Annotated in this window: 24 protein-coding genes and 1 pseudogene; 15 read left to right on the forward strand and 10 right to left on the reverse strand. The window is 53.2% G+C overall.

The window, feature by feature from the left end:
• Window positions 1–90: 90 nt before the first annotated feature.
• Window positions 91–1,923, reverse strand: coding sequence for a methyl-accepting chemotaxis protein (locus BJF95_RS12060; protein ID WP_075639706.1), 1,833 nt, complete (start codon window positions 1,921–1,923; stop codon window positions 91–93).
• A gap of 396 nt (window positions 1,924–2,319) precedes the next feature.
• On the opposite strand from BJF95_RS12060, the gene BJF95_RS12065 reads away from it, so the two are divergent.
• Entirely contained in the window at window positions 2,320–3,171 is an 852-nt protein-coding gene (locus BJF95_RS12065) for a TrmH family RNA methyltransferase (protein ID WP_075639707.1), read from the forward strand.
• Between the two features lie 142 nt (window positions 3,172–3,313).
• Here BJF95_RS12065 and BJF95_RS12070 read toward each other — a convergent pair whose 3' ends face one another.
• The 4 genes from BJF95_RS12070 to BJF95_RS12080 form a co-directional block, all read right to left on the reverse strand.
• A complete protein-coding gene (locus BJF95_RS12070; RefSeq protein WP_175577248.1) occupies window positions 3,314–3,601 on the reverse strand; it encodes a hypothetical protein in 288 nt (95 codons plus the stop codon).
• Between the two features lie 17 nt (window positions 3,602–3,618).
• Complete coding sequence (locus tag BJF95_RS12075) at window positions 3,619–4,347, reverse strand: hypothetical protein (RefSeq protein WP_075639709.1); 729 nt, start codon at window positions 4,345–4,347, stop codon at window positions 3,619–3,621.
• Window positions 4,344–4,481, reverse strand: a complete 138-nt coding sequence (locus tag BJF95_RS24070) for a hypothetical protein (protein ID WP_175577249.1) — start codon at window positions 4,479–4,481, stop codon at window positions 4,344–4,346. Before BJF95_RS24070 ends, BJF95_RS12075 begins: the two co-directional genes overlap by 4 nt.
• 127 nt (window positions 4,482–4,608) lie before the next feature.
• Entirely contained in the window at window positions 4,609–5,145 is a 537-nt protein-coding gene (locus BJF95_RS12080) for a DUF1134 domain-containing protein (protein ID WP_425348696.1), read from the reverse strand.
• Window positions 5,146–5,481: 336 nt separating this feature from the next.
• Here BJF95_RS12080 and chpT point away from each other — a divergent pair, with 336 nt between their 5' ends.
• Both chpT and BJF95_RS12090 read left to right on the forward strand, forming a co-directional pair.
• Window positions 5,482–6,159 carry a histidine phosphotransferase ChpT gene (gene chpT, locus BJF95_RS12085; protein WP_075639711.1) on the forward strand — a complete coding sequence of 226 codons (678 nt, stop codon included), beginning with the start codon at window positions 5,482–5,484 and terminating at the stop codon, window positions 6,157–6,159.
• 203 nt (window positions 6,160–6,362) lie between these two features.
• Complete coding sequence (locus BJF95_RS12090; protein ID WP_075640305.1) at window positions 6,363–6,722, forward strand: response regulator; 360 nt, start codon at window positions 6,363–6,365, stop codon at window positions 6,720–6,722.
• 285 nt (window positions 6,723–7,007) lie between these two features.
• On the opposite strand, the gene ctrA is transcribed toward BJF95_RS12090, so the two are convergent.
• On the reverse strand, window positions 7,008–7,709 hold the full coding sequence (gene ctrA, locus BJF95_RS12095) for a response regulator transcription factor CtrA (RefSeq protein ID WP_075639712.1): 702 nt from the start codon (window positions 7,707–7,709) through the stop codon (window positions 7,008–7,010).
• A 443-nt stretch (window positions 7,710–8,152) separates the two neighbouring features.
• Here ctrA and BJF95_RS12100 point away from each other — a divergent pair, with 443 nt between their 5' ends.
• On the forward strand, window positions 8,153–8,503 hold the full coding sequence (locus BJF95_RS12100) for a flagellar export protein FliJ (protein WP_075639713.1): 351 nt from the start codon (window positions 8,153–8,155) through the stop codon (window positions 8,501–8,503).
• A gap of 861 nt (window positions 8,504–9,364) precedes the next feature.
• On the opposite strand, the gene sciP is transcribed toward BJF95_RS12100, so the two are convergent.
• From sciP to cysC, 4 genes and pseudogenes are all read right to left on the reverse strand, one after another.
• Window positions 9,365–9,640 carry a CtrA inhibitor SciP gene (gene sciP, locus BJF95_RS12110; protein WP_075639715.1) on the reverse strand — a complete coding sequence of 92 codons (276 nt, stop codon included), beginning with the start codon at window positions 9,638–9,640 and terminating at the stop codon, window positions 9,365–9,367.
• A gap of 615 nt (window positions 9,641–10,255) precedes the next feature.
• On the reverse strand, window positions 10,256–11,293 hold the full coding sequence (locus BJF95_RS12115; RefSeq protein WP_075639716.1) for a DUF2793 domain-containing protein: 1,038 nt from the start codon (window positions 11,291–11,293) through the stop codon (window positions 10,256–10,258).
• Window positions 11,294–11,431: 138 nt separating this feature from the next.
• Window positions 11,432–12,214 carry a 3'(2'),5'-bisphosphate nucleotidase CysQ gene (gene cysQ / locus BJF95_RS12120; protein WP_075640306.1) on the reverse strand — a complete coding sequence of 261 codons (783 nt, stop codon included), beginning with the start codon at window positions 12,212–12,214 and terminating at the stop codon, window positions 11,432–11,434.
• Window positions 12,215–12,549: 335 nt separating this feature from the next.
• Window positions 12,550–13,083 (reverse strand): annotated as a pseudogene (cysC, locus tag BJF95_RS12125) (adenylyl-sulfate kinase); the annotation flags it as partial.
• 519 nt (window positions 13,084–13,602) lie between these two features.
• Between cysC and BJF95_RS12130 the strand changes: the two are divergent.
• The 11 genes from BJF95_RS12130 (at window position 13,603) to minC (ending at window position 25,893) form a co-directional block, all read left to right on the forward strand.
• Window positions 13,603–14,859: a sarcosine oxidase subunit beta family protein gene (locus BJF95_RS12130; protein ID WP_075639718.1), complete on the forward strand. Its 1,257-nt coding sequence runs from the start codon at window positions 13,603–13,605 to the stop codon at window positions 14,857–14,859.
• A gap of 83 nt (window positions 14,860–14,942) precedes the next feature.
• The gene (locus tag BJF95_RS12135) at window positions 14,943–15,224 is read left to right on the forward strand and encodes a sarcosine oxidase subunit delta (RefSeq protein ID WP_075639719.1); all 282 of its coding nucleotides are present in this window, start codon (window positions 14,943–14,945) and stop codon (window positions 15,222–15,224) included.
• Window positions 15,221–18,178, forward strand: coding sequence for a sarcosine oxidase subunit alpha family protein (locus BJF95_RS12140; RefSeq protein ID WP_075639720.1), 2,958 nt, complete (start codon window positions 15,221–15,223; stop codon window positions 18,176–18,178). The genes BJF95_RS12135 and BJF95_RS12140 overlap by 4 nt, the downstream gene beginning before the upstream one ends.
• Window positions 18,179–18,189: 11 nt before the next feature.
• Entirely contained in the window at window positions 18,190–18,717 is a 528-nt protein-coding gene (locus tag BJF95_RS12145; RefSeq protein WP_075639721.1) for a sarcosine oxidase subunit gamma, read from the forward strand.
• A 357-nt stretch (window positions 18,718–19,074) separates the two neighbouring features.
• Entirely contained in the window at window positions 19,075–19,977 is a 903-nt protein-coding gene (locus BJF95_RS12150) for a branched-chain amino acid ABC transporter permease (RefSeq protein WP_075639722.1), read from the forward strand.
• 3 nt (window positions 19,978–19,980) lie between these two features.
• Window positions 19,981–21,369 carry a high-affinity branched-chain amino acid ABC transporter permease LivM gene (gene livM / locus BJF95_RS12155; protein WP_075639723.1) on the forward strand — a complete coding sequence of 463 codons (1,389 nt, stop codon included), beginning with the start codon at window positions 19,981–19,983 and terminating at the stop codon, window positions 21,367–21,369.
• Window positions 21,369–22,244, forward strand: coding sequence for an ABC transporter ATP-binding protein (locus BJF95_RS12160; protein WP_075639724.1), 876 nt, complete (start codon window positions 21,369–21,371; stop codon window positions 22,242–22,244). The genes livM and BJF95_RS12160 overlap by 1 nt, the downstream gene beginning before the upstream one ends.
• Window positions 22,244–22,972: an ABC transporter ATP-binding protein gene (locus BJF95_RS12165; protein ID WP_075639725.1), complete on the forward strand. Its 729-nt coding sequence runs from the start codon at window positions 22,244–22,246 to the stop codon at window positions 22,970–22,972. Before BJF95_RS12160 ends, BJF95_RS12165 begins: the two co-directional genes overlap by 1 nt.
• A 75-nt stretch (window positions 22,973–23,047) precedes the next feature.
• Complete coding sequence (locus BJF95_RS12170; RefSeq protein WP_075639726.1) at window positions 23,048–23,404, forward strand: DUF6867 family protein; 357 nt, start codon at window positions 23,048–23,050, stop codon at window positions 23,402–23,404.
• A 241-nt stretch (window positions 23,405–23,645) separates the two neighbouring features.
• Window positions 23,646–24,764: a branched-chain amino acid ABC transporter substrate-binding protein gene (locus BJF95_RS12175; protein WP_075639727.1), complete on the forward strand. Its 1,119-nt coding sequence runs from the start codon at window positions 23,646–23,648 to the stop codon at window positions 24,762–24,764.
• Between the two features lie 364 nt (window positions 24,765–25,128).
• The gene (gene minC / locus BJF95_RS12180) at window positions 25,129–25,893 is read left to right on the forward strand and encodes a septum site-determining protein MinC (protein ID WP_075640307.1); all 765 of its coding nucleotides are present in this window, start codon (window positions 25,129–25,131) and stop codon (window positions 25,891–25,893) included.
• Window positions 25,894–26,017 lie beyond the last annotated feature (124 nt).

Below are 26,017 nucleotides of genomic sequence, written 5' to 3' on the forward strand. Positions count from 1 at the left end.
CACATCCCGCGTGTCGGACCAAAGCTGTAAAACCCCGTGGTGTTTTACCAACACCACGGGGTTTTTGCTGATACGGGGAGGGCTGTAGCCTCAGGCTGCGTGGCGAGAAGCGCCCGCATCGTTGGTCCATTCACGATCCGTGCGCAGTTTGAAATGGTTGACCAGATCGCGCAGGCGCTCGGCTTCCTGTGCAAGGCTGCTGGCGGCGGCGGTAGATTGTTCGACCATGGCCGCATTTTGCTGGGTGGTTTGGTCCATTTCATTCATGGCCGAATTCACTTCGGACAGGCCGGTGGACTGTTCGCGTGATGACGTGGCAATTTCGCCCATAAGCAGGTTGATCTGAGCCACTTGCTCGCCAATGGCTTTCAGCGCCACGCCGGTGTCACGCACCAGTTTCACGCCGCTGTGCACTTCCTGCGAGGAGTTCTGGATCAGGCCCTTGATTTCCTTGGCAGCATTGGCAGACCGCTGCGCCAGTTCGCGCACTTCCTGCGCCACAACAGCAAAGCCCTTACCAGCTTCTCCGGCGCGGGCCGCTTCAACCCCTGCATTCAGCGCCAAGAGATTGGTCTGGAAGGCAATCTCGTCAATGACGCCAATGATATTGGAGATCTGCTGAGAACTGTCTTCAATGCGACGCATGGCATTTTCAGCATTGGTGACGACGCTTGCTGATACGCTTGCGTTTTCGTTGGCGCTTTGGGCCACTGCGCGCGCTTCGTCTGTGCGCTTGGCAGCATTTCCGACGTTGCTGGTGATCTGATCCAGCGCAGCAGCGGTTTCTTCGAGAGAAGCAGCTTGCTGCTCCGTGCGCCGTGACAAATCATTGGTACCATCGGCAATTTCGCGGGTACCATTGTCCATGGCCTGCACAATATCGCTGATTTGGCGAATGGTTTGACCAAGCTGCTGGATGGATGAATTGAAATCAATGCGCAAGCTGTCATATTCCTGGGCAAAAGGCTGAGAAATCGTCACAGACAGGTCACCTGCGGCCAAACGCTGCAAACCTTCGCCTAAGGTCTGGGTCGCAAACCGAAGTTTGTGGGCTTCTTCTGCGGCTCGGCGGCTGCCGGATTCTGTTGCTTCCTCTTGCTGGCGACGCGTTTCAGCGGCTTCTGCTTCAAGACGCTGGTTCTCAACGCCGGCATTGCGGAAAACCTCAACCGTTGCTGCCATGTTGCCAAGCTCGTCCTGGCGGCCAGCGAATGGGATCTGGCTTTTCAAGTCCCCGTCAGCAAGACGGCGCATGGCATCAGCCAATTTGCCAATCGGGTTGGCAACGCCAAAAATGACGTACCACATGCCTGCCAGCGCAAACATGATGCTGAAAGCCGACATGATCATCATCAACAAAGTCATGTTGTCTTTTGTTGTAGCGCTGGACGTTACGGTGTCATTGATCCGTGTCTCGATATATTTCAGCAGCGCATCGACACTCGCCGCTGCGGCGGCTGAGGTAGGGGCAACCTTTTGGTCAGAAATGGCTTGTGCCTCGGCATTTTTGCCATCAACCCACAAGTTGGCCAATGTCTTGCTGACCTCTTCATAGGCAGCAATGGATGATGCTATGTTGTCAACAAGCTCTTTGCCTTTTCCTGTGCGGGCCATAGCCTGGTATTGCGATACGAGGCCTGCCAATTTATCGGCCTGGGCATTGGACATCTCAATAGCCTGGCGCATAGCATTCGGATCGGGCTTGGCGAGGGACACTTTGGCGACTGTTAAACGCAATCCCATGAATTCGGTTTTGAGCGCAGCTGCCATGGCCTGACGTTTGGATAGCGGCCCACCAATATCCTCGAGATTGGCATAAACGGTTGACATGCCATAAAATGAGGTGGCCGAAAGTATTATAATACCAGTGGTAATGATGGAAAGCGCCAATGTTAGCGCTGTCTTAATCGTGACACGACGCACGTGCTGTCTCCTGTATCTTACGCAAACGAGAGTTTGTCTGGAATGAGGTCTTGAGAAGAAAATTTTGGCCGGGAAAAGCGCAATCAATTTGCGTGCTTTGATCTCCGTGCTCCGATGAGCAGCACGGAGATCAAAGCGCGTCCCAAACGGGTCGACGTTTTAATCCATGAGTGTTTTTTTAATGAATTTCTTTTGTTCGGTATCGTTCATCATGATGATATCGTGAAATCATCGATTAATTCTGCTAAAAATCCGTAAAATTTTATTTCTTTTTAAATATGGCCTTATATTTGAAATTTTAGATTATCGTTCGAGCGTGACCATACAGACAATACAGAGGGTATGGTTTCGGTTTTGGACGATCCCTCGTTGTATTTGGAATATTCGATCTAAGCGATGGCAAACATATTTTCGATATCCGAGGCGGATGACCCGCGCATTGCCGCCTTTCACAAGATCCGCGAGCGCGATCTGACCGGGCGCGATGGCCGGTTTATTGCGGAAGGCACGGTGGTATTGCGCATGTTGCTGGCCGCCCACCGCGCCGGGCGCGGTATTGAGGCCGAGGCGCTGCTGGTTTTGGAAAACCGCCTTGCCGGGCTTGCACCGCTTCTGAAAGATTGGCCGCAAGACAAGCCTGTCTATGTTGCCAATGGCGCGACCATTGATGCCATTGCGGGCTTTCATCTGCATCGCGGTGTGCTGGCGCTGGGAAATCGGCTGACAGCGCCGGATTTTTCCGCACTGGTTGCCAGTTTGCCCGCACAATCTCTGGTGCTGGTGGGTTGCGGCATTTCAAACCACGACAATATTGGCGCAATGTTTCGCAATGCCGCGGGCTTTTCGGCAGATGCGGTGTTTTTGGACGAAACCAGTTGCGATCCGCTCTATCGCAAAGCGCTGCGGGTGTCGGTTGGCTCGGTGCTGACCACGCCCTATAGCCGGCAGGGGCAGGCAGTGTCTTTGCTGTCCGCACTGGATGTCGCAGGCTTCCTGATTGCGGCATTGAGCCCTTCGGGAAAGCTGGAGATTGGCGATATCGGTTCTGCATTGTCCGGTCGTGCGCGTCTGGCTCTGGTGGTTGGAACAGAAGGTGAGGGGCTGCCTGCCGAGGTGCTGGAACGCTTCTTAACAATGCGCATTGCCCAATCACCGGGATTAGACAGTCTCAACCTTGGCACAGCCAGCGGCATTGCTTTGCACTGTGCCGCGCGGGCTTTGGGGCGGCTGGATTTTTCAGCGAATTAAATGCGTTGCAGCTTGAGCTATCCGGCCGTGATCAAGGCGGGAGCTAGAGGTTGTCAGGAAAAGTGGATTTCGGTTTTTCTGATCCGGCAAACCCAAACAAAGGAGACCGTAGCGCACTCAATTTTTGGCATAATTGCTTAAATTAAGTCCCGATTTCAGGGTTTGTGCCGTATGCCTGAACCGCGTCAATCAAATTGCTTTTGACATCTTGGTTGGCCAAAAGTGCCGGAATGGGTGAGGTTGCCCCTGCGCGCGAGGCTGTCAGCACCAGCATGCCGGCGGCAATGGTGGCAATGTTCTGACGCAAGGCGTCATCGTTGTCTTGGCCATGCGCGCTTACCAATTTGGCACAAAGAGCGCTGCTTTGCGCCCGCAAGTCCTGTTCCAGCGCCTGGGTATCGATGGCGGAGCTGTCCAGTTTCTGCACCATCTTGGATTTTTCTTTCATCATACGCGCTGCTCGGTGGGTTTGGGTTGATCGGCGCTGCCTTCAAGTTTTTGCAGGCGATCTTCCAACCGTAAAACCTTATCCTCTTCTTGTAAAAGCCGCTGCTCTGCCTTTTGGGTGCGCTCCAGTGCCGATTTTTTTTCGTCCAGCAAGGTTTCGCGCTCCTGACGGAGGTCTTTTATACGCAGTTGTAAATCTTCCACCTGCTGTTGATGATTGGTGGTTTCCTGATTGCGCCCGTTCATTTTTGTTTCAAGGCGGCTCACATTGGCCTTCAGCGCTTCAATGTCGTCGATGCGGCTGGAAACATTGGCTTCGCTGCGCTCCAGCGACGCTTTCAATTTTTCGATCTGTGTGCCGCTGGTGCGCAATTCTGCTCTCAATTCGGCGGCTTCACGGCTCATGGTGTTCACTTGCTCTTTCAGCAAGGCTTCTTCGCGCAAAGCCCGCTCCATTTCGGCAATGGCGCTGTCGGAGACGATTTTCAACGACACAGACCTGTCCCGTTCCCGTTTCAACTCGTTTGCAAGTTTGGCATTTTCGGCCGCATAGACCGCGCGCACCATATCCTTTTGGGCACGCACCTCCTGCGCACCCAGCGGGGCCGTGGCGCGCAGACGCCTTTCGGTATAGGCGACAATCCGGCCATGGATGGCCGGGCTGACAAGGGCCATTAACAGCGCCGCTGTGGTAAAACCCAGCGCAAACAGGAGGGCGTATTCAATCACAGCGAAGCCACTTCTTCGGGGGCAATGCCCAGAACATCATGCAGCTGGTGCAAAATCGAACAGCCAATCTGTTTTGCACCGCAGAGGGCGCATTCCACTGGTGATTTGCGAAAAGGCACCCTCATGCTGCGCATTTCTGGTCTTCTCCTGACGCCCCGTCTAAAAAAGCGGTCATGTCTAAAGCGGTTATCCTTGCCTGATTCTAGCATAGATTTAGACGGTATTGTGAGGCTGTTGCACGGATTTTGCGCAATTTCCTGTTCAGAAAGGGTTCCAGGTGGATTGGGGGGTCAATTTGAGATAGCCGACATTGACGCCAAGGCGCGCGCCCAGGCCCGTGCGGATCGGCACCAGAACCATATTGTTGCTCTTGAGCGCCGTCATGCCAACGCCGGCGATGATATAAGCCGAGCCACTGACGCCGCCAAACCGGGTGTACAGGCTGTCGATTGAGGGCAGATTATAGACCAGCATCATGGTTCGGCTGCCGTTGCCACCATAGTCAAATCCCAGCGAAGGGCCTTGCCAGAATACCGGATGTTGGCCAGCATTCTTGGTGTTGAGAGTGCCTTCGCCGTAAGTCAGGCCTGCAATAAACGCGCCTGAGCCTTCCTGGCCGAGAATATAGCCATTTGGCAAGCCATATTGCGAGAACGCTTTTTCAATGACCTTGGCAAGGGCACCGCTGGTTTCGCCAAAAAACGAGTGACCGGCGTTGACCACTTCGTCCATCGTATATTGGTCGCTGTTTTGCGCCATGGCATTGATGGGCATGACAACAAAGGCTGCCAAAACCATGGCAGCGGGTAGAATCCAGGTCCGTACCACGTCCCGAATGATGGAAAAGCGCATTGCTTCCTCCTCGGATGAAAATAGAATCGGCCTTATTCAGGCTTTATCCCATCTTGATGATTTCGTCTTAACAATGGGTTTACCAAATATGGTGTCATTATGGCGCATAGAATGTGCGGTTAAGCTGGCGCGGCCAAAACACACGCTTAAAATATCAAGCGTCTCAATAAACGCATGATACTGACCTAGTTTATTCGCTGCATAATCTCCCCGTTAAATCCGGCACGATTTGAAGGAAGAATGCAGTAGGCTTATGATGACGTTGCCGTCGAGGAGAAATCGATGATCAAGAACCCAAATCTTACACTCGCCGGTGCCGATCTGGCAGCCCTGTTGTGCAGTCGTGTTTGCCATGATGTTATTTCGCCGGTGGGCGCAATCAACAATGGCCTGGAACTGCTCGACGAAGGCGGTGCCGACGAAGACGCCATGGACCTTATTCGTGCAAGCGCGCTCAATGCGTCGGTGCGGCTTAAATTTGCCCGTCTGGCTTTCGGCGCTTCCGGCTCTGTCGGTGCATCCATTGATACAGGCGAGGCGGAAAAGGCCGTTAAGGATTTTGCCGAGGCCGAGAAGAAAACAACCGTCACCTGGAACGGTCCGCGCGCCATTATTGCCAAAAACCGCGTTAAATTGCTGATGAACCTGTTTTTGGTAGCCTATGGGTCCATCCCTCGGGGTGGGTCATTGGATGTCGTTTTGGAAAACCCGGAATATGACGCGAAATTCAGCATTGTCGCCAAGGGCCGGATGCTGCGCGTGCCCCCAAAATTCGCTGAAATTTGCGATGGCATTTTGGAAGAATCCATCGATGCCCATACCATCCAGCCCTATTACACGGTTCTTCTGGCCGATGAATCGGGCATGGAACTGAAATATTCCATCGGAGAAGGCGAAATTGTTTTCACAGCGCAAACCGCAGCAGTGGACGCCCCTGACGCGGAACCTTCGGCCGAATAAATTGTCGTTTTCCTGCTTGCCACCATGCCGGGGGCAGGCAGGAACAATGGTATGGTTGGGTGTGCACTCTGTTATGGTTCGAATCTGACCCGTCGAATGATGTTTGCAACCGCAGATTTCTATTTTCTTTTAAGGGTGATTCTGTATTATTCTTTCCGAATGTAATGGAGATTGTGGCGATGGGAACGGGCGTGGGCACTGAGATGAAGCGACTGATGATTGCTGATTCGTCGGATGTCGTGCGCAAAGTGGCCCATAAAATCCTCTCTGAGCTTGGCTATGAGGTGAGCGAGGCATCCTCTGCCAGAGAGGCGCTGACCACGTGCGAGGCACAATTGCCCGATGTGATCATCGTCGATTCCGGCATTGATGGTGCGCTGGACCTGATCACCAACATTCGCTCCATGCCCGGTGGAACAGCAGCACGGATTTTCTATTGCGTGATCGAGGCAGATTTAAAGACGATGATGCGCGGAAAGCGGGCAGGGGCGAGCGATTTTCTGCTCAAGCCTTTTGATCGGCAAATTTTGACAAAGATTTTTGATCAACGCGCCGCTGCCTAAAACATCGTGCCGAAAGCCGGTTTCCACTTCTCGGATAATCCGATGCGTAAACAAAAACTTAGAGCATCGGATCGGGGCTGATTTTCGATCCGATGCTCTAAGCTCCAGCAGCACGTGAAAACGACAAAAAGCTCCCGCAATACGGGAGCTTTTGGCATGGAACAGTCGCAAACCTTACGTTGCCATGCGGTTTATAAAACGCACACAGCGGTTATTCAGGGCAGCCTTAAAATGTCGGGGCGTCATGCGTTGAAACCAGATTATTTCAACGCATTTTGTCGAGATTTATGCCGTTTCCATATATTCGGCGCTGTCAGGTTCGCGCAGCACATAGCCACGGCCCCAAACAGTTTCGATGTAGTTTTCACCGCCAGCCGCATTTGCCAGCTTCTTGCGAAGTTTGCAGATGAAAACGTCGATGATTTTCAATTCAGGTTCATCCATGCCACCATAAAGGTGGTTGAGGAACATTTCCTTGGTCAAGGTTGTTCCCTTGCGGAGCGAAAGCAGCTCCAACATCTGGTATTCCTTGCCGGTCAGATGAACGCGCTGGCCGCCAACTTCAACCGTCTTGGCGTCAAGGTTAACAATCAGTTCACCAGTGATGATGATGGATTGTGCATGACCCTTGGAGCGGCGAACAATGGCGTGAATGCGCGCAACCAGCTCATCCTTGTGGAATGGCTTTGTCATGTAGTCGTCGGCACCAAAGCCCAAACCGCGAACTTTATCCTCAATTCCGGCCATGCCGGACAGGATGAGAATTGGCGTCTTCACTTTCGAGAGACGCAGAGTCCGAAGGACCTCGTAACCCGACATATCGGGAAGATTGAGGTCAAGCAGAATGATGTCGTAATCATATAGTTTCCCGAGATCGACGCCTTCTTCACCAAGATCTGTGGTGTAGACGTTGAAGCTCTCGGACTTAAGCATCAGTTCGATGCTCTGCGCTGTGGCGCTGTCGTCTTCGATGAGTAGAACCCGCATAAATATCCCCTTTACCGCCGCCGTAAGGTTTTGAATGGTCCCAACGCTAAACGGATCCAGTCGTTGCCTGATTTGAAGGCTGCCACTAAATGGTTAACAAATTCTGATTCACTCTGGCAAGAGTAACGAATTTATTAAGTTTTTTAGTTAGCCCAATGATTCATTGTCACTTTCTCATCGCCACAGCTGAATCATTTTAGCAGACTTTCCGCTTAAGCGATTCAATTGACTTATCATTGTCATTGTCCTGTATTTTGGACCTTGGCATTTACCGACCCTTAAATGATCTCCCTTATCATTAACGATGCCCGTAAACGAAAGGTTACCAAAGGTAGTTTTTTTGTTAACGCCGCGAGATTTTTCGGGGTGATTCGTTTTAATGTCCGCGGGCGATGGGAAATTTGAGTGAAAGCGGGGGACCTCGCATCACGGGAGTATTGCGTATGAAGTCGCGTGACAGTCTAACACGCCTGAAGGCATTTCAGGTTGCGGAGAAGCGTCGGCAGTTGCAACAGTTGCAGCTGATGATGTCAGAATTTGAGCGAATGGCTGCTGAATTGGAAAACCAGATCTCTGTTGAAGAGAAAAAGGCCGGTATCACCGACCCCACCCATTTCGCTTATCCAACTTTTGCAAAAGCGGCTCGCCAGCGTGCTGATAATTTGCAAAACTCGATCCGCGAACTGAAAGTGCAGCAGGACGCTGCCGAACTGGCATTGGAAGAGGCTGTGGCAGATCATGCCAAAGCGGCAGCGCTTGAAGAGCGTGATGGACAAAATCGGGCCCGTGCTTAACGCATCGGTCCTGAGACCTTATAAAATATTTCCGCATAATTCCTGCAATCCATCGCGATTGCAGGAATTATGCGGAAAATTTACAATGATGCGCTTGCGGGCAACAGGTGAAAGACCTGACCACCGCCAGGAAATGCGGAAACAGGTTTTCTGCAAGAGGGGATGACGCGAGCCCCACCAATTTTCATTGGATGCGCCAATTTCTTTCGTTTGATCTGGAGCTTTTTCAAACGCTGTTTGTGCGTTCTTGGTCTTTCAGCTTCCGAAACCGACCCGATCCAAAGCTTAAACCGATATTGCGAGATGCCGCCACGACATTATCGCTTGCGCGGTCGAAGCATCGACGCGGAAATCGGGAATGCTCGCGTGCTTTTTCCTTGTGAAGATTTTATGCTGCTTCGAAAGCGGCAATTTCCGCATCAAGATCGGTCGATCCGAGCAACTGCTTTCAGTCAGCCCATCGTTCCAGACAAAAATTCCGGGCTTTAGAGTCTGTCAGGTTCAAATTGAACCAGGCAGACTCTAGATTCCTTTGTTTTCGTTTGTCTTTTCGGGAAAACCGGGTTCCACTTTTTCCTGACAAACTCTAGCTCCGGGAAGGGCGATTGTCTGGGACAGCTTATCACCATCGCGGCTGCTTGAACTGTGTGGTCAAAAAAGCAGCGCGACGGTAAAGCGGCGAATTTTTCTTTGCTATTGGGCAATTTTGCCCGGCAGCCGTCCAATGGGGAAATGACAGAAGCCGGACATGGGAAACAAGAGGCTGAGACGGTATTCTTTGGCCAGTATTCTTGCAGCTCAGAAAAATGTCTAAAACAAACAATGTGGAGCGCCTGCGTTGGCGCACCTGTAAAAGTCTGGTTAGTGGCGATATTGCTGGATGCGTGTTGTCCGCAGACCTGGAAGGCCGTGGTCAGAGATAGAGGACTGCCAGGAGAGGAATTCCTCCACTGTCAATGTATAGCGTTCACAGGCCTCTTCCAGGCTCAGCAATCCACCACGAACAGCGGCGACAACCTCTGCTTTGCGGCGGATAACCCAGCGACGGGTATTGGCTGGCGGCAAGTCAGCAATTGTTAGCGGGCTGCCGTCGGGGCCGATAACATATTTTACACGCGGGCGTATCGTTTCGGTCATTGGACTCTCTACTACAAACTCAAGACCACAGACCCGAAATCTAGCGCGGCACCTTTAAAAAATACCTAAGCTCGAGGTAATAATTTGATAATAATTTGAACAGGTTGGTCGCTTGTGCTGATGTCACACACAAACTGTCATTTTGTGAAAATATGTGCAAGAAACCATACAAATTAAATATAAAACGTCTCGTTTTTAGCGTTCTTATGTATGCTTATTGTGTAACTTGAATTTATCGATGATTTTTTTCTAGAAGATACAATCGTTACGCCAATAATTTCAGAAATTATGATTTGTATATTTATATTTTTGATGATTTGTCGCCGTTTGTTTTGGCTTTATTAGGCGGCGCGTGAGAGCCGTTGAGAGAAGTGGCATAATAAATGCAAAACCCGCCGCCAGCTTGATGATTCGCCCTCGAGATTCTGTATAATTTTGGAACGTTTTTCACAGAGAAATCGTCGGCAGTGATATTTTTTATCTATGCCAAGAGATTTTTTTACCTCCCGGGCGGTCGATACGGTGCTTGGGCGTGTGCCAGCACCGCTCTCGGCTGAAGCTATTTTGCACCTTGGTAATGTCAAGAGCCGCTCATTCTCGCGATCGGCCTCCAGTTCACAAAAGGACAACCGCGATTTTAACGCCGGTTGAGCTTGCTCCCAGAGTGGCAGTTCCGCTGTGCAATATACTCAGTTCGGTATTTTGATTGAGCAGCAAGCATGTTGTCTGGCTGGATTGAACAACGCCAGTCACCGTGCCAATTGCGAGTTTGAAAAAACGCGCCTGGGTCTGGTCGATAATTGTAGCGGCATAGTCTTTTGCGGCAGATGCCGAGATGATCAGCGAGACGAGGTAAATGCCCGTGGTTGGTATTTTGAGGCTTTGGCCTGTCGTTGCACCAAGGGTCGTTTGCAGAACGATCCCGCCCTGGCCCATGGTCAATAGATCGAAGCCGGTAATCTGCCCCTCGCTCACATTGATTTCCGAGGGGGCGAACCGGGCCGTTGCCGCGGGTTTTGCTGGTTGCTTGACATAGCCCTCCGGGCTTATCGCCAGTGCGGTGGTCCAGCGGCCCGCCACATCACAGACCTTGATGCTCAACTCATCCGAGCCTGCGAGCCCGATTTCTGCTTTTCCCTGCCAGTTGGATTGATAGAGCAGCGAGGCAGTATTGCCAGATGCGGCCTTGTTCAATTTCACCCGTTGGTCGCCGCCATTGTGATTGAACAAAACGGCATCAGAGGCAATGGTGAATCTGTTGGTGTCATCGGCGCTGGCGTTCACACCAAGACGGCTAAATTGCGGGGCCGATGGCAGCGGTAGCTCACGCCAGCCGGAACCGTTGTAGGTGAGCAGTGTGCTGCTTGAGCGAAAAAAAGCCATCCACCCGATTTGGGGTGTCATAAACAACCATGCACCATCCTGCCACACCGCGATCATGCCATCGTGATTGGTCCATGCATCGGTGGCATTGGCCAGAAGCCAAAAGCACTGGCCATTGGCAGGTGTGGCGGGTGGTGCTGCCAGACTATCGGTAATAACCAGTTGCGTTGCCGCATCCAGAATGGCCAAAGCCTCGTTGTGGGTAACATGTTTTTGCGCCTGGGAAGGCAGAATATAGGGCAGGGCCAAGCGGGGTGTTGTGTCAGTCATCATCATCTCCATCCATATCGGTGCTGGCATTATCGGCCATGCGTGGAGAGGGTGAAGAAAGAGGATGCTGTCTCTTTGATTGTTCTTGGAAAACGGCGCGCCATGTTCACGGCACATGGTTGCGCGAAAAATGGGGTGTCAGATCTGATGCCCACCCCAGGCAATAAACGATGGGTTGGCAAAATCGCTATCCTGGGCCTGGTTGCGTTTGCCGTAAGGCAGCGGCCGCCCATCCAGACCGAGTGTCATGCCGCCGGCGGCCCGCAGCACGGCATCGCCTGCAGCCGTATCCCATTCCATCGTGCGGCCAAAGCGTGGGTAAACATCGGCGTCTCCCTCGGCGATGAGGCAAAATTTTAGCGATGAGCCGACCGATTTTGTATCGGTAATGCCTTTGCTTTTCAAAAAAACATCCGTTTCCGGGCTGTTATGCGAGCGGCTGGCGAGGGCCACGAGACTGCTCTGAGAGCCACGCACCCGGATAGCGCGACGTGCAACGGGCACAAACGTTTCATCAATCTCGATTTTGAAAGCGCCGCTTGCATCTCCGAGATAAGCCACGCCTCGGGCCGGCGCATAGACAATTCCCATGACAGGAATACCCGCTTTTATCAGCGCAATATTGACGGTAAAATCCGAGCTTTTACGGATAAATTCCTTGGTTCCATCCAAAGGGTCCACCAGAATGAAGGACGTGTGCCCAGTCTCGGGAATATTGCCAGCGGCGGCGGCTTCTTCAGCCACAACGGGGACGTCGGGAAAGGCGGCGCTGAGTGCCGACAAAATTACCGCCTCGGCGCGCTCATCGGCTTCTGTGACGGGAGAGGAGTCACTTTTGATGTGAATTGTTGGGCCATCATGAAAGACCTGCATGATTTCTCGACCCGCCGCAATGGCTGCACGCTCAAAAACATCGATCACGGCCAAGCCCTTCCTATGGTGATGCAATGGCGCAGGTGTTGATCATGTTTGAACCGCAAAACCCACGCCAGATTTTTGACTGCATAATTCTTGAAATCAAAGTCGATTTAAGATGAAAATTATGCGGCAGATCAGAAGTGTTACAGCGTCCTTTGTGCACTAGAGTTTGTCAGGGAAAAGTGGAATCCGGTTTTCCCGCAAAGACAAACTCAAACAAAGGAATCTAGAGTCTGTCAGGTTCAATCTGAACCTGACAGACTCTAGATCCGGTGAACAAAGGACGCTGTAACATACAAAAATACATTGAACGCTTTGTTACCTGTTTGAGTTATGCGTCAGGCAGGCGTGGTTTTATCCAAATAATCAACCACCCGCATGGCAAGTTCATCCGGCCCGGCTTCCAGCGTTTTCAGGTTGATCTCGGCGTGGAGCGGAGGCTCATACGTTGAACTCACGCCGGTAAAATGCGCAATACCGCCTGTTAGCGCTTTGCGATAAAGGCCTTTGGGATCGCGCCGGATACATTCTTGCAAAGGCGTGTCGATAAACACCTCGATAAATTCGTCTTTGGTCAACAGGTTTCGAGCCAGCTCCCGATCTACCCTGTACGGTGAGATGAAGGCGACGATAACAATCAGCCCAGCATCTGCCATGAGCTTGGCCACTTCGGCCACACGGCGGATGTTCTCAACACGGTCTTCATGGGAGAAGCTGAGGTCTTGATTGAGGCCATGGCGAACATTGTCGCCATCAAGAATATAGGTGTGATTGCCCCTGGCGTGCAGCCGTGTCTCTATCGCATTGGCAATTGTTGATTTTCCGGAACCTGACAAGCCAGTTAACCAGATCACCCTGGGGCGCTGTTTTTTTATGTTTGCGCGGGATTCCCGTGTCACCTGCAGCGTTTGCAAAACAATATCCTGCTGAGTGAATTGGATTTTTGGTGGCCCGTGGTCGCTCAACATTCCCCCTCTGCCGTGTGCAGAGTGCACAAATGGCGACTTGTTTTTTTACCCGCAAACGTCATGAGAAGCAGTTATACCCTCACTTTGTAATTTTATGAAATAACTAACTTGCTTGCAAAAACCCGTATTGTTCAACTTTCATCACCGTTCAGATGCTCCAGGCGGTTCAGATTTTCTACTTTGAGATGAATACTTTGTCACTAAAAAACTGAAGTTCAAGATGCCCACGCTCGTCTTTGAAGCATGTTATGTGTAAAGATAACCCTAAACTGGCCTGCTGATTTGGATGTTTCCCCCGCTTTCTCGGCATCATTTTCACCTTAAATCGTTTCCGATTTAAGGAATTACGCAGTAGCCCCCTGCATTGGCTTGTGATTTTTTGCTGTTGTGCCAATGTGCCCGTGGCATTTCACAGGACGACGCATGCGCTATTCGGCTTTTTCGCTTGTAAAACAAGCTCTTTTCGGCAATCGGCATTGGACGCCCCTGTGGCGGGAGCCAGAGCCGAAACCTCATTATGATGTGGTCATTGTTGGCGGCGGCGGCCATGGTTTGGCCACAGCCTATTATCTGGCCAAAGAATACGGCATCACCAATGTGGCGGTGCTGGAAAAATCCTATCTTGGGTCCGGTAATGTTGGGCGCAACACCACGATTATCCGCTCCAATTATCTGCTGGATGGCAATTTGCCGTTTTACGAGCTGTCCTTAAAGCTATGGGAAGGCTTGGAGCAGGATTTCAATTACAATGCTATGGTGTCGCAGCGTGGGGTGATGGATCTTTTTCATTCCGATGGTCAGCGCGACGCCTATGCCCGGCGCGGCAATGCCATGAAAATGCACGGGGTCGAGGCCGAGATGCTTGAACGCGATGCCGTGCGAAAACTGATGCCTTATCTGAATTTCGACCACGCCCGCTTTCCGATTTTGGGCGGTCTTTTGCAAAAGCGCGGCGGCACGGTGCGTCACGATGCCGTGGCCTGGGGCTTTGGCCGGGGTGCCGATAGCCGCGGCGTCGATTTGATCCAGAATTGTGAAGTCACCGGCATTCGGCGTGATGCAGCTGGCCGCGTTGAGGGTGTCGAAACCAGCAAGGGTTTTATCGGTTGCAACAAGCTGGGTTTGACGGCGGCGGGGCATACGTCAATTGTGGGCCAGATGGCCGGGTTGGAGCTGCCGATTGAAAGTCATGTCTTGCAGGCTTTTGTCTCGGAGGGCATCAAGCCGGTGATTGATCATGTCATCACTTTTGGCGCATCCGGCCATTTCTATATTTCGCAGTCTGATAAGGGCGGTCTGGTGTTCGGCTCGGATATTGATGGCTACTCTTCATATGCCCAGCGGGGCAATCTGGCCATGGTGGAACACGCCATGGAGGAGGGGGTATCTCTTATTCCCGGCCTGTCGCGCTTGCGTGTGTTGCGTGCCTGGGGCGGGGTGATGGATATGACCATGGATGGCTCGCCGATTATTGACCGCACGCCGATTGATAATCTCTATCTCAACGGTGGCTGGTGCTATGGCGGATTTAAAGCCACGCCGGCGTCTGGCCTTTGCTTTGCCCATCTGATTGCAAAAAACGAACACCATCATGTTGCCCGCCTGCTGCGGCTTGATCGTTTTCGCCGTGGTTTTGCGGTGAACGAGAGCGGCAAAGGCCCGCAACCCAATTTGCACTGAATTCGAGAGTTTCCTGTTTTTCGTTTGTCTGGTCAGAAAAACCGGGTTCCACTTTTTCCTGACAAACTCTATCGAGACATCCTATGGCAAGCCTGATCACCTGCCCCCATTGCGGGGTGCGCCCAAGAGAAGAATTCACTATTCGCGGTGATGCATCGCCGGTGCGGCCCAAAGCCAGCGCCTCGGATGATGCATGGTATTCCTATGTCTTTGTGCGCAAAAATCCGAAAGGCCGTAGTGTTGAACATTGGCAGCACACGGCAGGCTGTCGCCGCTGGCTGGTGGTGGAGCGCGACAACGCCATGAGCCACGAAGTTTATTCTGTGACGGATGTTTCCGCTAAAGTGATAGAGGCGGAGCAATGAGCAGCTATCGTTTGCAAAACGGCGGCTTGATCAAGCGCGACCGCCCCTTGAAATTCACCTTCGACGGCAAGTCCATGGACGGCTTTGAGGGCGATACGCTGGCGTCGGCGCTTTTGGCCAATGATCAGCTGTTGGTGGGCCGCAGTTTCAAATATCATCGGCCACGCGGCATTGTCACAGCGGGATCGGCCGAGCCCAATGCGCTGGTCAGCATTGGTGCGCAAGGGCGTAGCACCCCAAACACCCGTGCCACTATGGCAGAGCTGTATGACGGCTTGAGCGCCCGCAGCCAAAATTGCTGGCCCTCTCTGCGCTATGATATCGGTGCGCTGAATGCGTTGTTTTCGCCACTTCTGGGGGCGGGTTTTTATTATAAGACCTTTATGTGGCCCAAGGGTTTTTGGGAAAAAGTCTATGAACCGCTGATCCGCAAAGCCGCGGGCCTTGGCAAGGCGGCGATGCAGGCCGATCCCGATGCCTATGAGAAAATTTGGGCCCATTGCGATCTGCTGGTGGTGGGAGCCGGGCCGACCGGGTTGATGGCGGCGAGAACGGCGGCGCGCGCAGGTTTGCGTGTGGTGCTGGCAGACGAGAGTTTTGCGCTGGGTGGTTCACTGTTGAGCGAAACCACCAAGATCGATGGTCAACCGGCATCCGCCTTTGCCGATCAGGTTGTGGCTGAATTGAGCAGCTTGAGCAATGTCACGCTGTTGCCGCGCACCACGGTGTTTGGCTGGTATGATGACAATGTGTTTGGCGCGGTGGAGCGGGTGCAAAAGCACAGCAAGCTGCCGTCACCCGATCGGCCCGTGGAGCGGCTATGGCGGATCATTGCCAAGCGCGCCATTGTGGCAACCGGCGCAGAGGAGCGCCCCTTGGTGTTTGGCGGCAATGACCGGCCCGGCGTGATGACAGCGGGGGCGGTCCGCACCTACCTCAATCGCTATGGTGTTGCAGCGGGTCGCTCCGTGGCAATCTTCGCCAATGGCAGCGCGGGCTACCGCACGGCAGCTGATTTGCAGACTGCTGGTGTCGAGGTGGCGGCCATTATCGATCCGCGTGCCAGCTCCGCGGATGAAGCGCCCGATGGGGTGCGTGTTCTGCGCGGTGCCAACGTGGTGGGAACGATAGGTCGTGGTCGGCTTTCCAGCGTGATTGTCGAGCGCATGGGCCATAGGCAGGAGATTGGGTGTGATGCGCTGGCCATGTCGGGCGGGTTTAGCCCGGTGGTGCATCTGGCCTGCCAGCGCGGCGCAAAGCCGGTGTGGTCGGATGCCGCGCAAGCCTTTCTCGCTCCCGATGCCGGCGCAGGGCTGATGGTGGCTGGATCAGCCGCAGGCCATGCCAGCTTGCCGGATTGCCTTCGCGATGGTGCGGCCAAGGCGAGCGATGTTGCGAAAGACCTTGGCTTCAAGGTCAAAAAAATGCCGTTGTCGGAGGTCGAGGGAGACTATGATAGCTCTTTTGCGCCGCTATGGTATGTCACCGGCTCGATCGGCAAGGCTTTTGTTGATTTTCAAAACGATGTTCATATCGGCGATTTGAGCCTCGCAGAGCGCGAAGCCATGGGCTTTGTTGAGCATTCCAAGCGCTATACCACCACCGGCATGGCCACCGATCAGGGCAAGCTTGGTAACGTCAACGCCGTGGGCATTATTGCAGGCATGCGCGGCATCTCGCCCGCCGCCGTTGGCACCACGACATTTCGGCCATTCTACACGCCCGTCTCCATGGGGGCCATGGCGGGCACCAGCCGCACTGAACGCACAAGGCCGGTTCGCACCTCGCCGCTGCATGGCTGGGCGCAGAAAAACGGTGCCGAATTTGTGGAATCCGGCCTCTGGTATCGCGCCAGCTGGTTTGCGCGCAGTGATGAAACCAGTTGGCGCGAGAGTGTGGACCGGGAGGTGTTGAATGTGCGCGCCAATGCCGGTTTGTGTGATGTGTCAACGCTTGGCAAAATTGAGCTGTTTGGCAAGGATGCGGCGCAATTTCTCAACCGGATCTATTGTAACCCGGTGCTGAAACTGCCGATTGGCAAGGCCCGCTACGGCCTGATGCTGCGCGAAGACGGCATGGTGATGGATGACGGCACGTTAAGCCGCTTGGGGCAAAACCACTATCTGATCTCCACCACCACGGCCTATGCCCGCGAGGTGATGAGCCATCTGGAATTTGCAGCCCAAGTGCTGTGGCCGGATCTGGATGTGAAGCTTTTGTCTGTTTCAGACCAATGGGCGCAAATGGCGCTGGCGGGGCCAAAATCGCGGGTGATTTTGCAAAAGCTGGTGGAAGACGATATTTCCAATGCGGCATTCCCCGCTCTCGCAGCAAAAGAGGTGACGCTGAAAGGCGGATTGCGGGCGCGGCTGTTTCGCATCTCCTTTTCAGGTGAGCTGGCCTATGAGCTGGCGGTGCCGGCCGGTTTTGGCGAGGCGGTGGCTGATGCTCTGATGGAGATCGGGAGACATCACGGCATCTGCGCCTATGGCGTCGAGGCCATGAATGTGCTGCGCATTGAAAAAGGTTTTGTCACCCACAGCGAAATTGATGGCACGGTGACACCGGATGATCTGGGATTGGGACGTATGTTTGCAGACACCAAGCCCGATTTTATTGGCAAGCGCCTGTCCAGCCGCTTTGGCCTGACGGCAGCCGATCGCTATCAACTGGTCGGGCTTAAGCCGGTGGACGCCGAGGACAGTTTCAAAGTGGGCGCGCATTTGTTGAAAGAAGGTGCCCGCCCGTCCTTGCTCAACGATCAGGGCCACGTTACCTCGGTCTGTCATTCCCCGACGCTGGATTGCTGTATTGGTCTGGCACTGCTGAAATCCGGCCGGGAGCGGATGGGTGAGAAAATCACGGTTTGGGATGGTTTGCATGGTCATGAGGTGTTGGCAACCATCTGCGAGCCGGTGTTTGTCGATCCCGCTGGTCAGAAATTGCACGGATAAGGAAGCGCAAGATGGATTTCATTCAAAGACATCCGCTTGAGGATTTGATGCCAACGCCAGCACCCGCATCTCTTCGTGATGGGGATCATATGAGCATTTTGCGACGGCCCGCTGTTCTCTCGATCATCGCTGCGCCTGAAGCTCTTTCGGCTCTGCCAGATGGGGTCTTGCGCATTTGTGGGCCGTTCGAGTGCCTGCTGGTCCTCAATGAGACAGAATTGGATGCGGTGACAGCAGAGCTGAAAAATGCCGGTGTGCCCTGGGTTGATCAGAGCCATGCCTCTGTTGTGGCGAGGCTTTCTGGCCCCAATGCAAGAGCGGTGCTGGCCAAGGGCACAGCCGTGGATCTGCACCCTGCCGTGTTTTCGATCAACCAATCGACCAATACGCTCTACGGCCAGGTGCGTATCAATCTGGCGCGCATTGCCGATGACGTTTTTGAACTGGTTGTTCCGCGCTCTTACGCGCGCTTTTTCTTTGAAGACATTCTGCAGGCCGGCCGGTCGTTTTCTCTGACAGCGGCTTTCGCTCAAGCGTGATAACAAAGCACCGTTCGCCAAATGGGGCGAACAGTGCTGTAACACTTTCAATCTAATCCACAGTGTCCCCGAGCCCGTTGAAAATTTCTCGCTTTCTTTGGTGATGTTTTTTCATTTCAATCACTTGTGGGAATTTTTTTCCACAACGCATGCGCGTTTTTTAAGCGAAAATTTGAATTTTCTGCCGAGATTCTTTCAGATATGCACCGAAAATGAGCAATTGACAGAAAAAAGCGCTTTCTTTTTCATTTGGGCTTCACATTTGGCGCGAAAGCGATAACAAATTGCACCAACACGAAGAACCCGAACGGGACAAACAAGGAATGCCGTTCTACACGGACATTCAGGGGATATTGTATGGATTACTTCATCCAGCAGCTCATTAATGGGCTTACGCTCGGGTCCATCTATGGGCTCGTGGCAATTGGCTATACCATGGTCTATGGTATTATCGGCATGATCAACTTCGCCCATGGCGATATTTTCATGCTCGGTGGTTTTGCGGCATTGATCGTTTTTCTGGTTTTGACAACATTTTTTGCGGGCATCCCGGTGGCGCTTGCATTGTTGATCATGCTGGTTGTCTCGATGCTGATGACCGGTCTGTGGAACTGGACAATCGAGCGCGTTGCCTATCGTCCCTTGCGCGGCTCATTTCGCCTGGCACCGCTGATCACGGCGATCGGCATGTCCATCGCCTTGTCCAACTTTATTCAGGTTGCTCAAGGCCCGCGCAACAAGCCTATTCCGGCTCTGGTCAATGATATCTATCATTTCGGCGGCATTACCATTGCACTGAAGCAATTGATCATTGTGGCGGTCACGGCCGTTTTGCTGGCCGCGTTTTGGTATATCGTCAATAAGACGCCCCTTGGCCGCGCCCAGCGCGCCACCGAGCAAGACCGCAAAATGGCGGCTTTGCTCGGTGTGGATGTCGATAAGACCATTTCAGTGACCTTCGTTATGGGGGCGGCGCTGGCGGCTGTGGCAGGTACCATGTATCTGATGTATTACGGCGTTGCTTCGTTTACCGATGGCTTCATTCCGGGTGTCAAGGCGTTTACGGCAGCCGTTCTCGGCGGCATTGGCTCGCTGCCCGGCGCTGTTTTGGGTGGTCTGTTGATCGGCCTGATCGAATCGCTGTGGTCTGCCTATTTCACCATCGCCTACAAGGACGTTGCCACGTTTGGCATTCTGGCTTTTGTGTTGATTTTTAAACCAACCGGCATTTTGGGCCGTCCCGAAGTGGAGAAGGTCTGATCCATGTCCTCAACTGATACTGCTGTGACCAAAACCGATGGCCTGATGGTGCGGGCCTTCAAAGAGGCTCTGTTTGCTGGCGTGATCGCGCTGGGCATGTTCATCCTCTATATCGGCGTCAAGACCGACCAGAATATCAACAATGAGTTGATCTGGTACACGCGCCCCGGATTGCTGGCGATCTTTGTTGCCATCGCCTTTTTTGGCCGGTTTGCGATTGTTGCATTTTTTGCTCCATGGGCCAAAGCGCGCAAAATGCGGGCTTCCCTAAAGCCGGCGTCGCTGGACGCGCCAAAACCTTCCTATTTCAAGACGCATTTTCTCAAAATTGCGCTGGTGGCCTTGATTTTGTACCCGCCGGTCATCCTGTTTCTGGTCGGCACGCAAGGCTCGCTGAAATATGTCGATAACTTCGGCATCCAGATCCTGATTTACGTGATGCTGGCATGGGGCCTCAATATCGTTGTGGGTCTCGCCGGTCTGCTCGACCTGGGTTATGTGGCCTTCTATGCGGTGGGTGCCTATTCCTACGCCCTGCTGTCACAGCATTTCGGTCTGTCATTCTGGCTTCTTCTGCCGCTGTCGGGCATTTTCGCAGCCCTGTGGGGGATTGTCCTTGGCTTTCCGGTGTTGCGCTTGCGCGGCGACTATCTGGCCATTGTCACGCTGGCGTTTGGCGAAATCATCCGTCTGGTGCTGATCAACTGGACAGATGTGACGCAAGGCACTTTTGGCGTGTCGAGCATTCCAAAAGCAACCCTGTTTGGCATGCCGTTTGATGCCTCGGCGCATGGATTTGCCAAGACCTTTGGCCTGTCGATGTCCTCGGCCTATTACAAGATCTTCCTGTTCTATCTCGCATTGGCGCTGTGCATGTTGACGGCCTATGTCACCATTCGCCTTCGCCGTATGCCGATTGGCCGCGCTTGGGAAGCGTTGCGTGAGGATGAAATTGCTTGCCGGTCGCTCGGCATCAACACCGTCACCACCAAGCTGACCGCCTTTGCAACGGGGGCCATGTTTGGTGGGTTTGCAGGCTCGTTCTTTGCCGCACGTCAGGGCTTTGTCTCACCAGAAAGCTTTGTGTTCCTCGAATCCGCTGTCATTCTGGCGATTGTGGTTCTGGGCGGCATGGGATCGCTGACCGGTATCGCTGTTGCTGCTGTTGTGATGATTGGCGGTACCGAACTGCTGCGCGATATGGACTTCCTCAAGCATGTGTTTGGACCAGACTTCACGCCTGAGCTTTACCGCATGTTGCTGTTCGGGATTGCCATGGTGGTGGTCATGCTGTTCAAGCCGCGCGGTTTTGTCGGAACACGAGAGCCGACGGCCTTCCTGAAAGAACGAAAAGCCGTCTCGGGTAGCTTCACCAAGGAGGGGCATGGCTGATGACCTCCGGAATCAAAAATATGAGCAAAGACGCAATTCTGAAGGTCGAACATCTGTCGATGAAATTTGGTGGCCTCATGGCCATCAACGACCTGTCGTTCGAAGCAAAGCGCGGTGAAATTACGGCTCTGATTGGCCCGAACGGTGCCGGAAAAACCACGGTGTTCAACTGTATCACAGGGTTCTACAAACCCACGATGGGCATGATCACCATGACGCAGAAATCGGGCAAGGAATTCCTCCTTGAACGGTTGTCGGATTTTGAAATTCCGAAAAAGGCCAAGGTTGCCCGCACGTTCCAGAATATCCGTTTGTTTTCGGGTCTGACTGTTTTGGAAAACCTGCTGGTGGCCCAGCATAACACGCTGATGAAGGCGTCTGGCTATACGATTTTAGGTTTGCTTGGGCTTCCAGCCTATAAAAAGGCCGAGGAGAAATCGATCGAGAATGCCAGATATTGGCTGGAAAAGGCCGAGTTGATTGATCGTGCCGATGATCCGGCCGGTGATTTGCCCTATGGCGCGCAGCGCCGGCTGGAAATTGCCCGTGCCATGTGCACCGGGCCAGAGCTTTTGTGTCTCGATGAACCGGCAGCGGGGCTCAATCCACGCGAGTCCCTGGCGCTGAACACTTTGCTCAACGGCATTCGCGATGACGTCGGCACCTCTATCATGCTGATCGAGCATGATATGTCGGTGGTGATGGAAATTTCCGATCATGTTGTGGTGTTGGAATATGGCCAGAAGATTTCCGATGGCACGCCTGCGCATGTGCAAAATGACCCCAAGGTGATTGCGGCCTATCTGGGGGTTGAGGATGAAGAATTGGATGAAGCGATTTCAGATGTGGAAGCGATTGCCGGAGGCAATGTCTGATGGCCGGTGATGCACTTTTGAAAGTACAGTCTGTCGAAACATTCTACGGCAACATCCGCGCCTTGGATGGCGTGAGCGTTGAGGTCAACAGAGGCGAAATCGTCAGTCTGATCGGTGCCAATGGCGCGGGTAAATCCACGCTGATGATGACCATCTGCGGCAGCCCGCAGGCGCGCGCTGGCAAGATCATCTTCGATGGTGTGGATATTACCAAAATGCCCACCCATTTGATTGCCCGTGAGCGCATTGCGCAATCGCCAGAAGGGCGGCGGATTTTTCCGCGCATGACGGTGATGGAAAATCTGCAAATGGGCGCAGGTCTTGATAACCTCAAATATTTCCATGAGGATATCGAGAAGATCTTTGCCCTGTTTCCGCGCCTGAAAGAGCGCCAGAGCCAGCGCGGCGGCACGCTCTCGGGTGGTGAACAGCAGATGTTGTCCATCGGCCGCGCCTTGATGGCCCGCCCGAAACTGCTTCTGCTGGATGAGCCGTCGCTTGGTCTTGCACCGCTGATCGTCAAGGGCATTTTCGAGGCGATCAAAAAGCTCAATCAGGAAGAGGGGCTCACCGTGTTTCTGGTCGAGCAGAATGCGTTTGCCGCGCTGAAACTGTCAGACCGGGCCTATGTGATGGTCAATGGCCGTGTGACCATGAGCGGTTCTGGCAAGGAGTTGCTGGCCGATCCACAGGTGCGGGCGGCCTATCTTGAAGGCGGACGTCATTGAACAGTGGACCGAAAAGTGTGCAGCGGTTTTCGGATAATCCGCGGTCAGAATTGAGCGGCGGAAGGGGAATTTGAGATGCAGGGACTTTTTTTTGACGCTGAGCCAGATCCGGTTCGCATCGTTCTGCGCTTTCTGGTGGTACTGCTCGGCTTCTGGACCGCGTGGCGTACCGGCAAGGCTGTTGCAGAAAATTGGGAAGGCTATGGTCGGATCGTTGTCTACACGCTGCTTTTGGCATTCGTGATGCGTTTCCTGCATCATGCACTGTTCAACGGCGGCATGCTGGATGCACCGCTTTACCTGATTGATTTTGTGGTTTTGCTGGCTTTTGCGGTGGTTGGCTTCCGCTTGCGCCGCACAGATCAGATGACCAACAATTACTATTGGCTGTATGATCGTACTTCTTCATTGTCTTGGAAGAAGAAAGATTGACATGCTGGTTTTTCTCGCCTTTGATGGTGGAAAGAACACGAAGAATGCAACTGTATAATTCCTGAAGCCTGAATTGCTTTAGGTCAAAAATTATCCAGAAGATTTAAAGTGTTACAGCGCTCTTTGGTCGAATTTTCGAACTTAAAGCGCTGTGAAGAGTGGAGCAGTTTACCGGCGCAATCTTGGTGGGTGTTGTGTTGGAATTCGAAACAAACCCGCCTCAAAAACTGGGAGTCTCAGAATGAAGAAGTCGCTTCTTTCGGCCGTAGCTTTGTCGGCTATGGTCGCCTTCAGTGGTGCCGCCAAGGCCGATATCCTTGTCGGCGTGGCTGGTCCTCTGACAGGCCCGAACGCTGCGTTTGGCGCACAGCTGCAAAAGGGTGCAGAGCAAGCTGCTGCTGACATCAACGCAGCGGGTGGCATCAACGGCGAAAAGATCAAGATCGAGCTGGGTGATGACGTTTCCGACCCGAAGCAGGGTATTTCGGTTGCCAACAAGTTTGTGGCTGACGGCGTGAAATTCGTCATCGGCAACTTCAACTCCGGCGTGTCTATCCCGTCTTCAGACGTTTATGCTGAAAACGGCATTTTGCAGATCACACCGGCCTCGACCAACCCGAAGTTCACCGAGCGTGGCATGTGGAACACCTTCCGCACCTGCGGCCGCGATGACCAGCAGGGTGCAGTTGCCGGCCAGTATATCTTTGATAAGTTCAAGGGTGCCAAGGTAGCCTTCGTTCACGACAAGACCCCTTATGGTCAGGGCCTTGCCGATGAAACCAAGAAGACTTTGAACAAACTTGGCGTCAAGGAAGTGATCTACGAAGGCATCACTCCCGGCGAAAAGGACTATTCGGCTCTGATTGCAAAGCTGAAGGAAGCTGGCGTTTCGGTGATCTACTACGGTGGTCTGCACACGGAAGCCGGTCTTATCCTGCGTCAGCTGGCTGACCAGGGCGTGAAGGCAACCATGATGTCTGGCGATGGCATCACCTCCAACGAGTTGGCCTCTATTGCTGGTGACGCTGTTAACGGCACGTTGATGACCTTCCCACCAGATCCACGCAAGAACCCAGACGCTCAGGAAGTGGTCAAGAAGTTCCGCGCTGCTGGTTTCGAGCCTGAAGCCTACACGCTCTATTCCTATGCTGCCCTTCAGATCATTGCCGAAGCTGCCAAGGCAGGCAACACGCTTGACCCTGAAAAGGTTGCTGAAGCCATGAAGGCAAAGGGTCCGTTCAAGACCGTTATTGGTCCGATCGGCTTTGACGCCAAGGGCGACATCACCCGTCCTGACTACGTGATGTACACTTGGAAGAAGGGTGACGACGGCAAATACTCTTATTTCCAGAACGAATAGTCTGGTTAAGTGTTAACGCACCAGAAAAGCCCGGCCCTGTGCCGGGCTTTTTTGTTTTGAACTGGCTGATCGATTGAATTTCATTGCTGCAATCTTTCACAGCGCCTGCGCCATTTATGGCGCACAAAGGCTCAAAGTAACACTCTATATCTGCTGCATAAGTTTCACCTTAAAGCGATTCCGATTTAAGGAATTATGCAGTAGGATGTAATGATAAAATCCATTTTGGCAAAATGCGCTGTTTACAGCGGGCGTATCAGTTTTTCATTCTCGCTTGAGCTCACTTCGGCCTCACTTAGCGTGAGGCGTTAACCTTTTGTTAACCAAATCAGCCGTAAAACTCGTCAATGATTTGTTTACGAAGATGACCAAAGTGCTAACAGAACCACGTTCCATCAGAATAAAAGGCCGGTCATTTTTGGCGGTTGTGCTCTCGCCGGATCTGCCGGTGGATCAGTGGCTTGAGCGGCTGGATGACCTTGCCTCGCGCTCGGCTGGTTTCTTTTTGGGCCGGCCGGTGGTGCTTGATGTCGCGGACCTTGCGATTGATCGGGATCAGTTGAAAGACCTGATTGCCAAGCTGGCCAGCCGCAATGTCAGCATTATGGGGTTGGAAGGTGCCAAGCCATCGATGGTGGAACGCGGCATGCCGCCCATCCTCAAGGGTGGCCGTCCCGTTTCTGACGTTGAGGTGCCCAAGGCCGCTCCGGAGCCTGCGGCAGAACAGATTGAAAAAGATCAGCCGCAAGCCGAGCCAGAAACGGTACCGGAAGAACGCGCGCCAGAGGTGCGAAGCGTTGTTCAATCGCTGATGATCCCTGAGGCGGTTCGCTCTGGCCAATCGGTGATTTTTACCGAAGGCGATGTCACGGTGCTGGGTGCGGTGTCATCGGGTGCCGAGATCATCGCGGGCGGCTCGATCCATATTTACGGTGCCTTGCGGGGCAGGGCCATGGCCGGCTCGGTTGGCAATTCCACGGCGCGGATTTTTTGCCGCAAGATGGAGGCTGAGTTGGTGGCCATCGACGGCATTTATAAAATGGCCGAGGATCTGCCGCCCGAATTGCTGGGCAAGCCGGTTCAGCTTTGGCTGGAAGGCGACGCTATTAGAGCTGCGAAAATGGCGTGAGGTCAGTTTGACGCCGCCTTTGTTGGCTATCACGTTTAACGAGTTTGATTCGGCATCAGCCGGGTTTTAAAAAAAATACCAGCAGCTTGGCCGCCTTCTGCAAATGACAGAGCGGCGAAAGACA

Source organism: Rhizobium oryziradicis (assembly GCF_001939045.1).
In the GTDB taxonomy this organism is placed as follows: Bacteria; Pseudomonadota; Alphaproteobacteria; order Rhizobiales; family Rhizobiaceae; genus Allorhizobium; species Allorhizobium oryziradicis.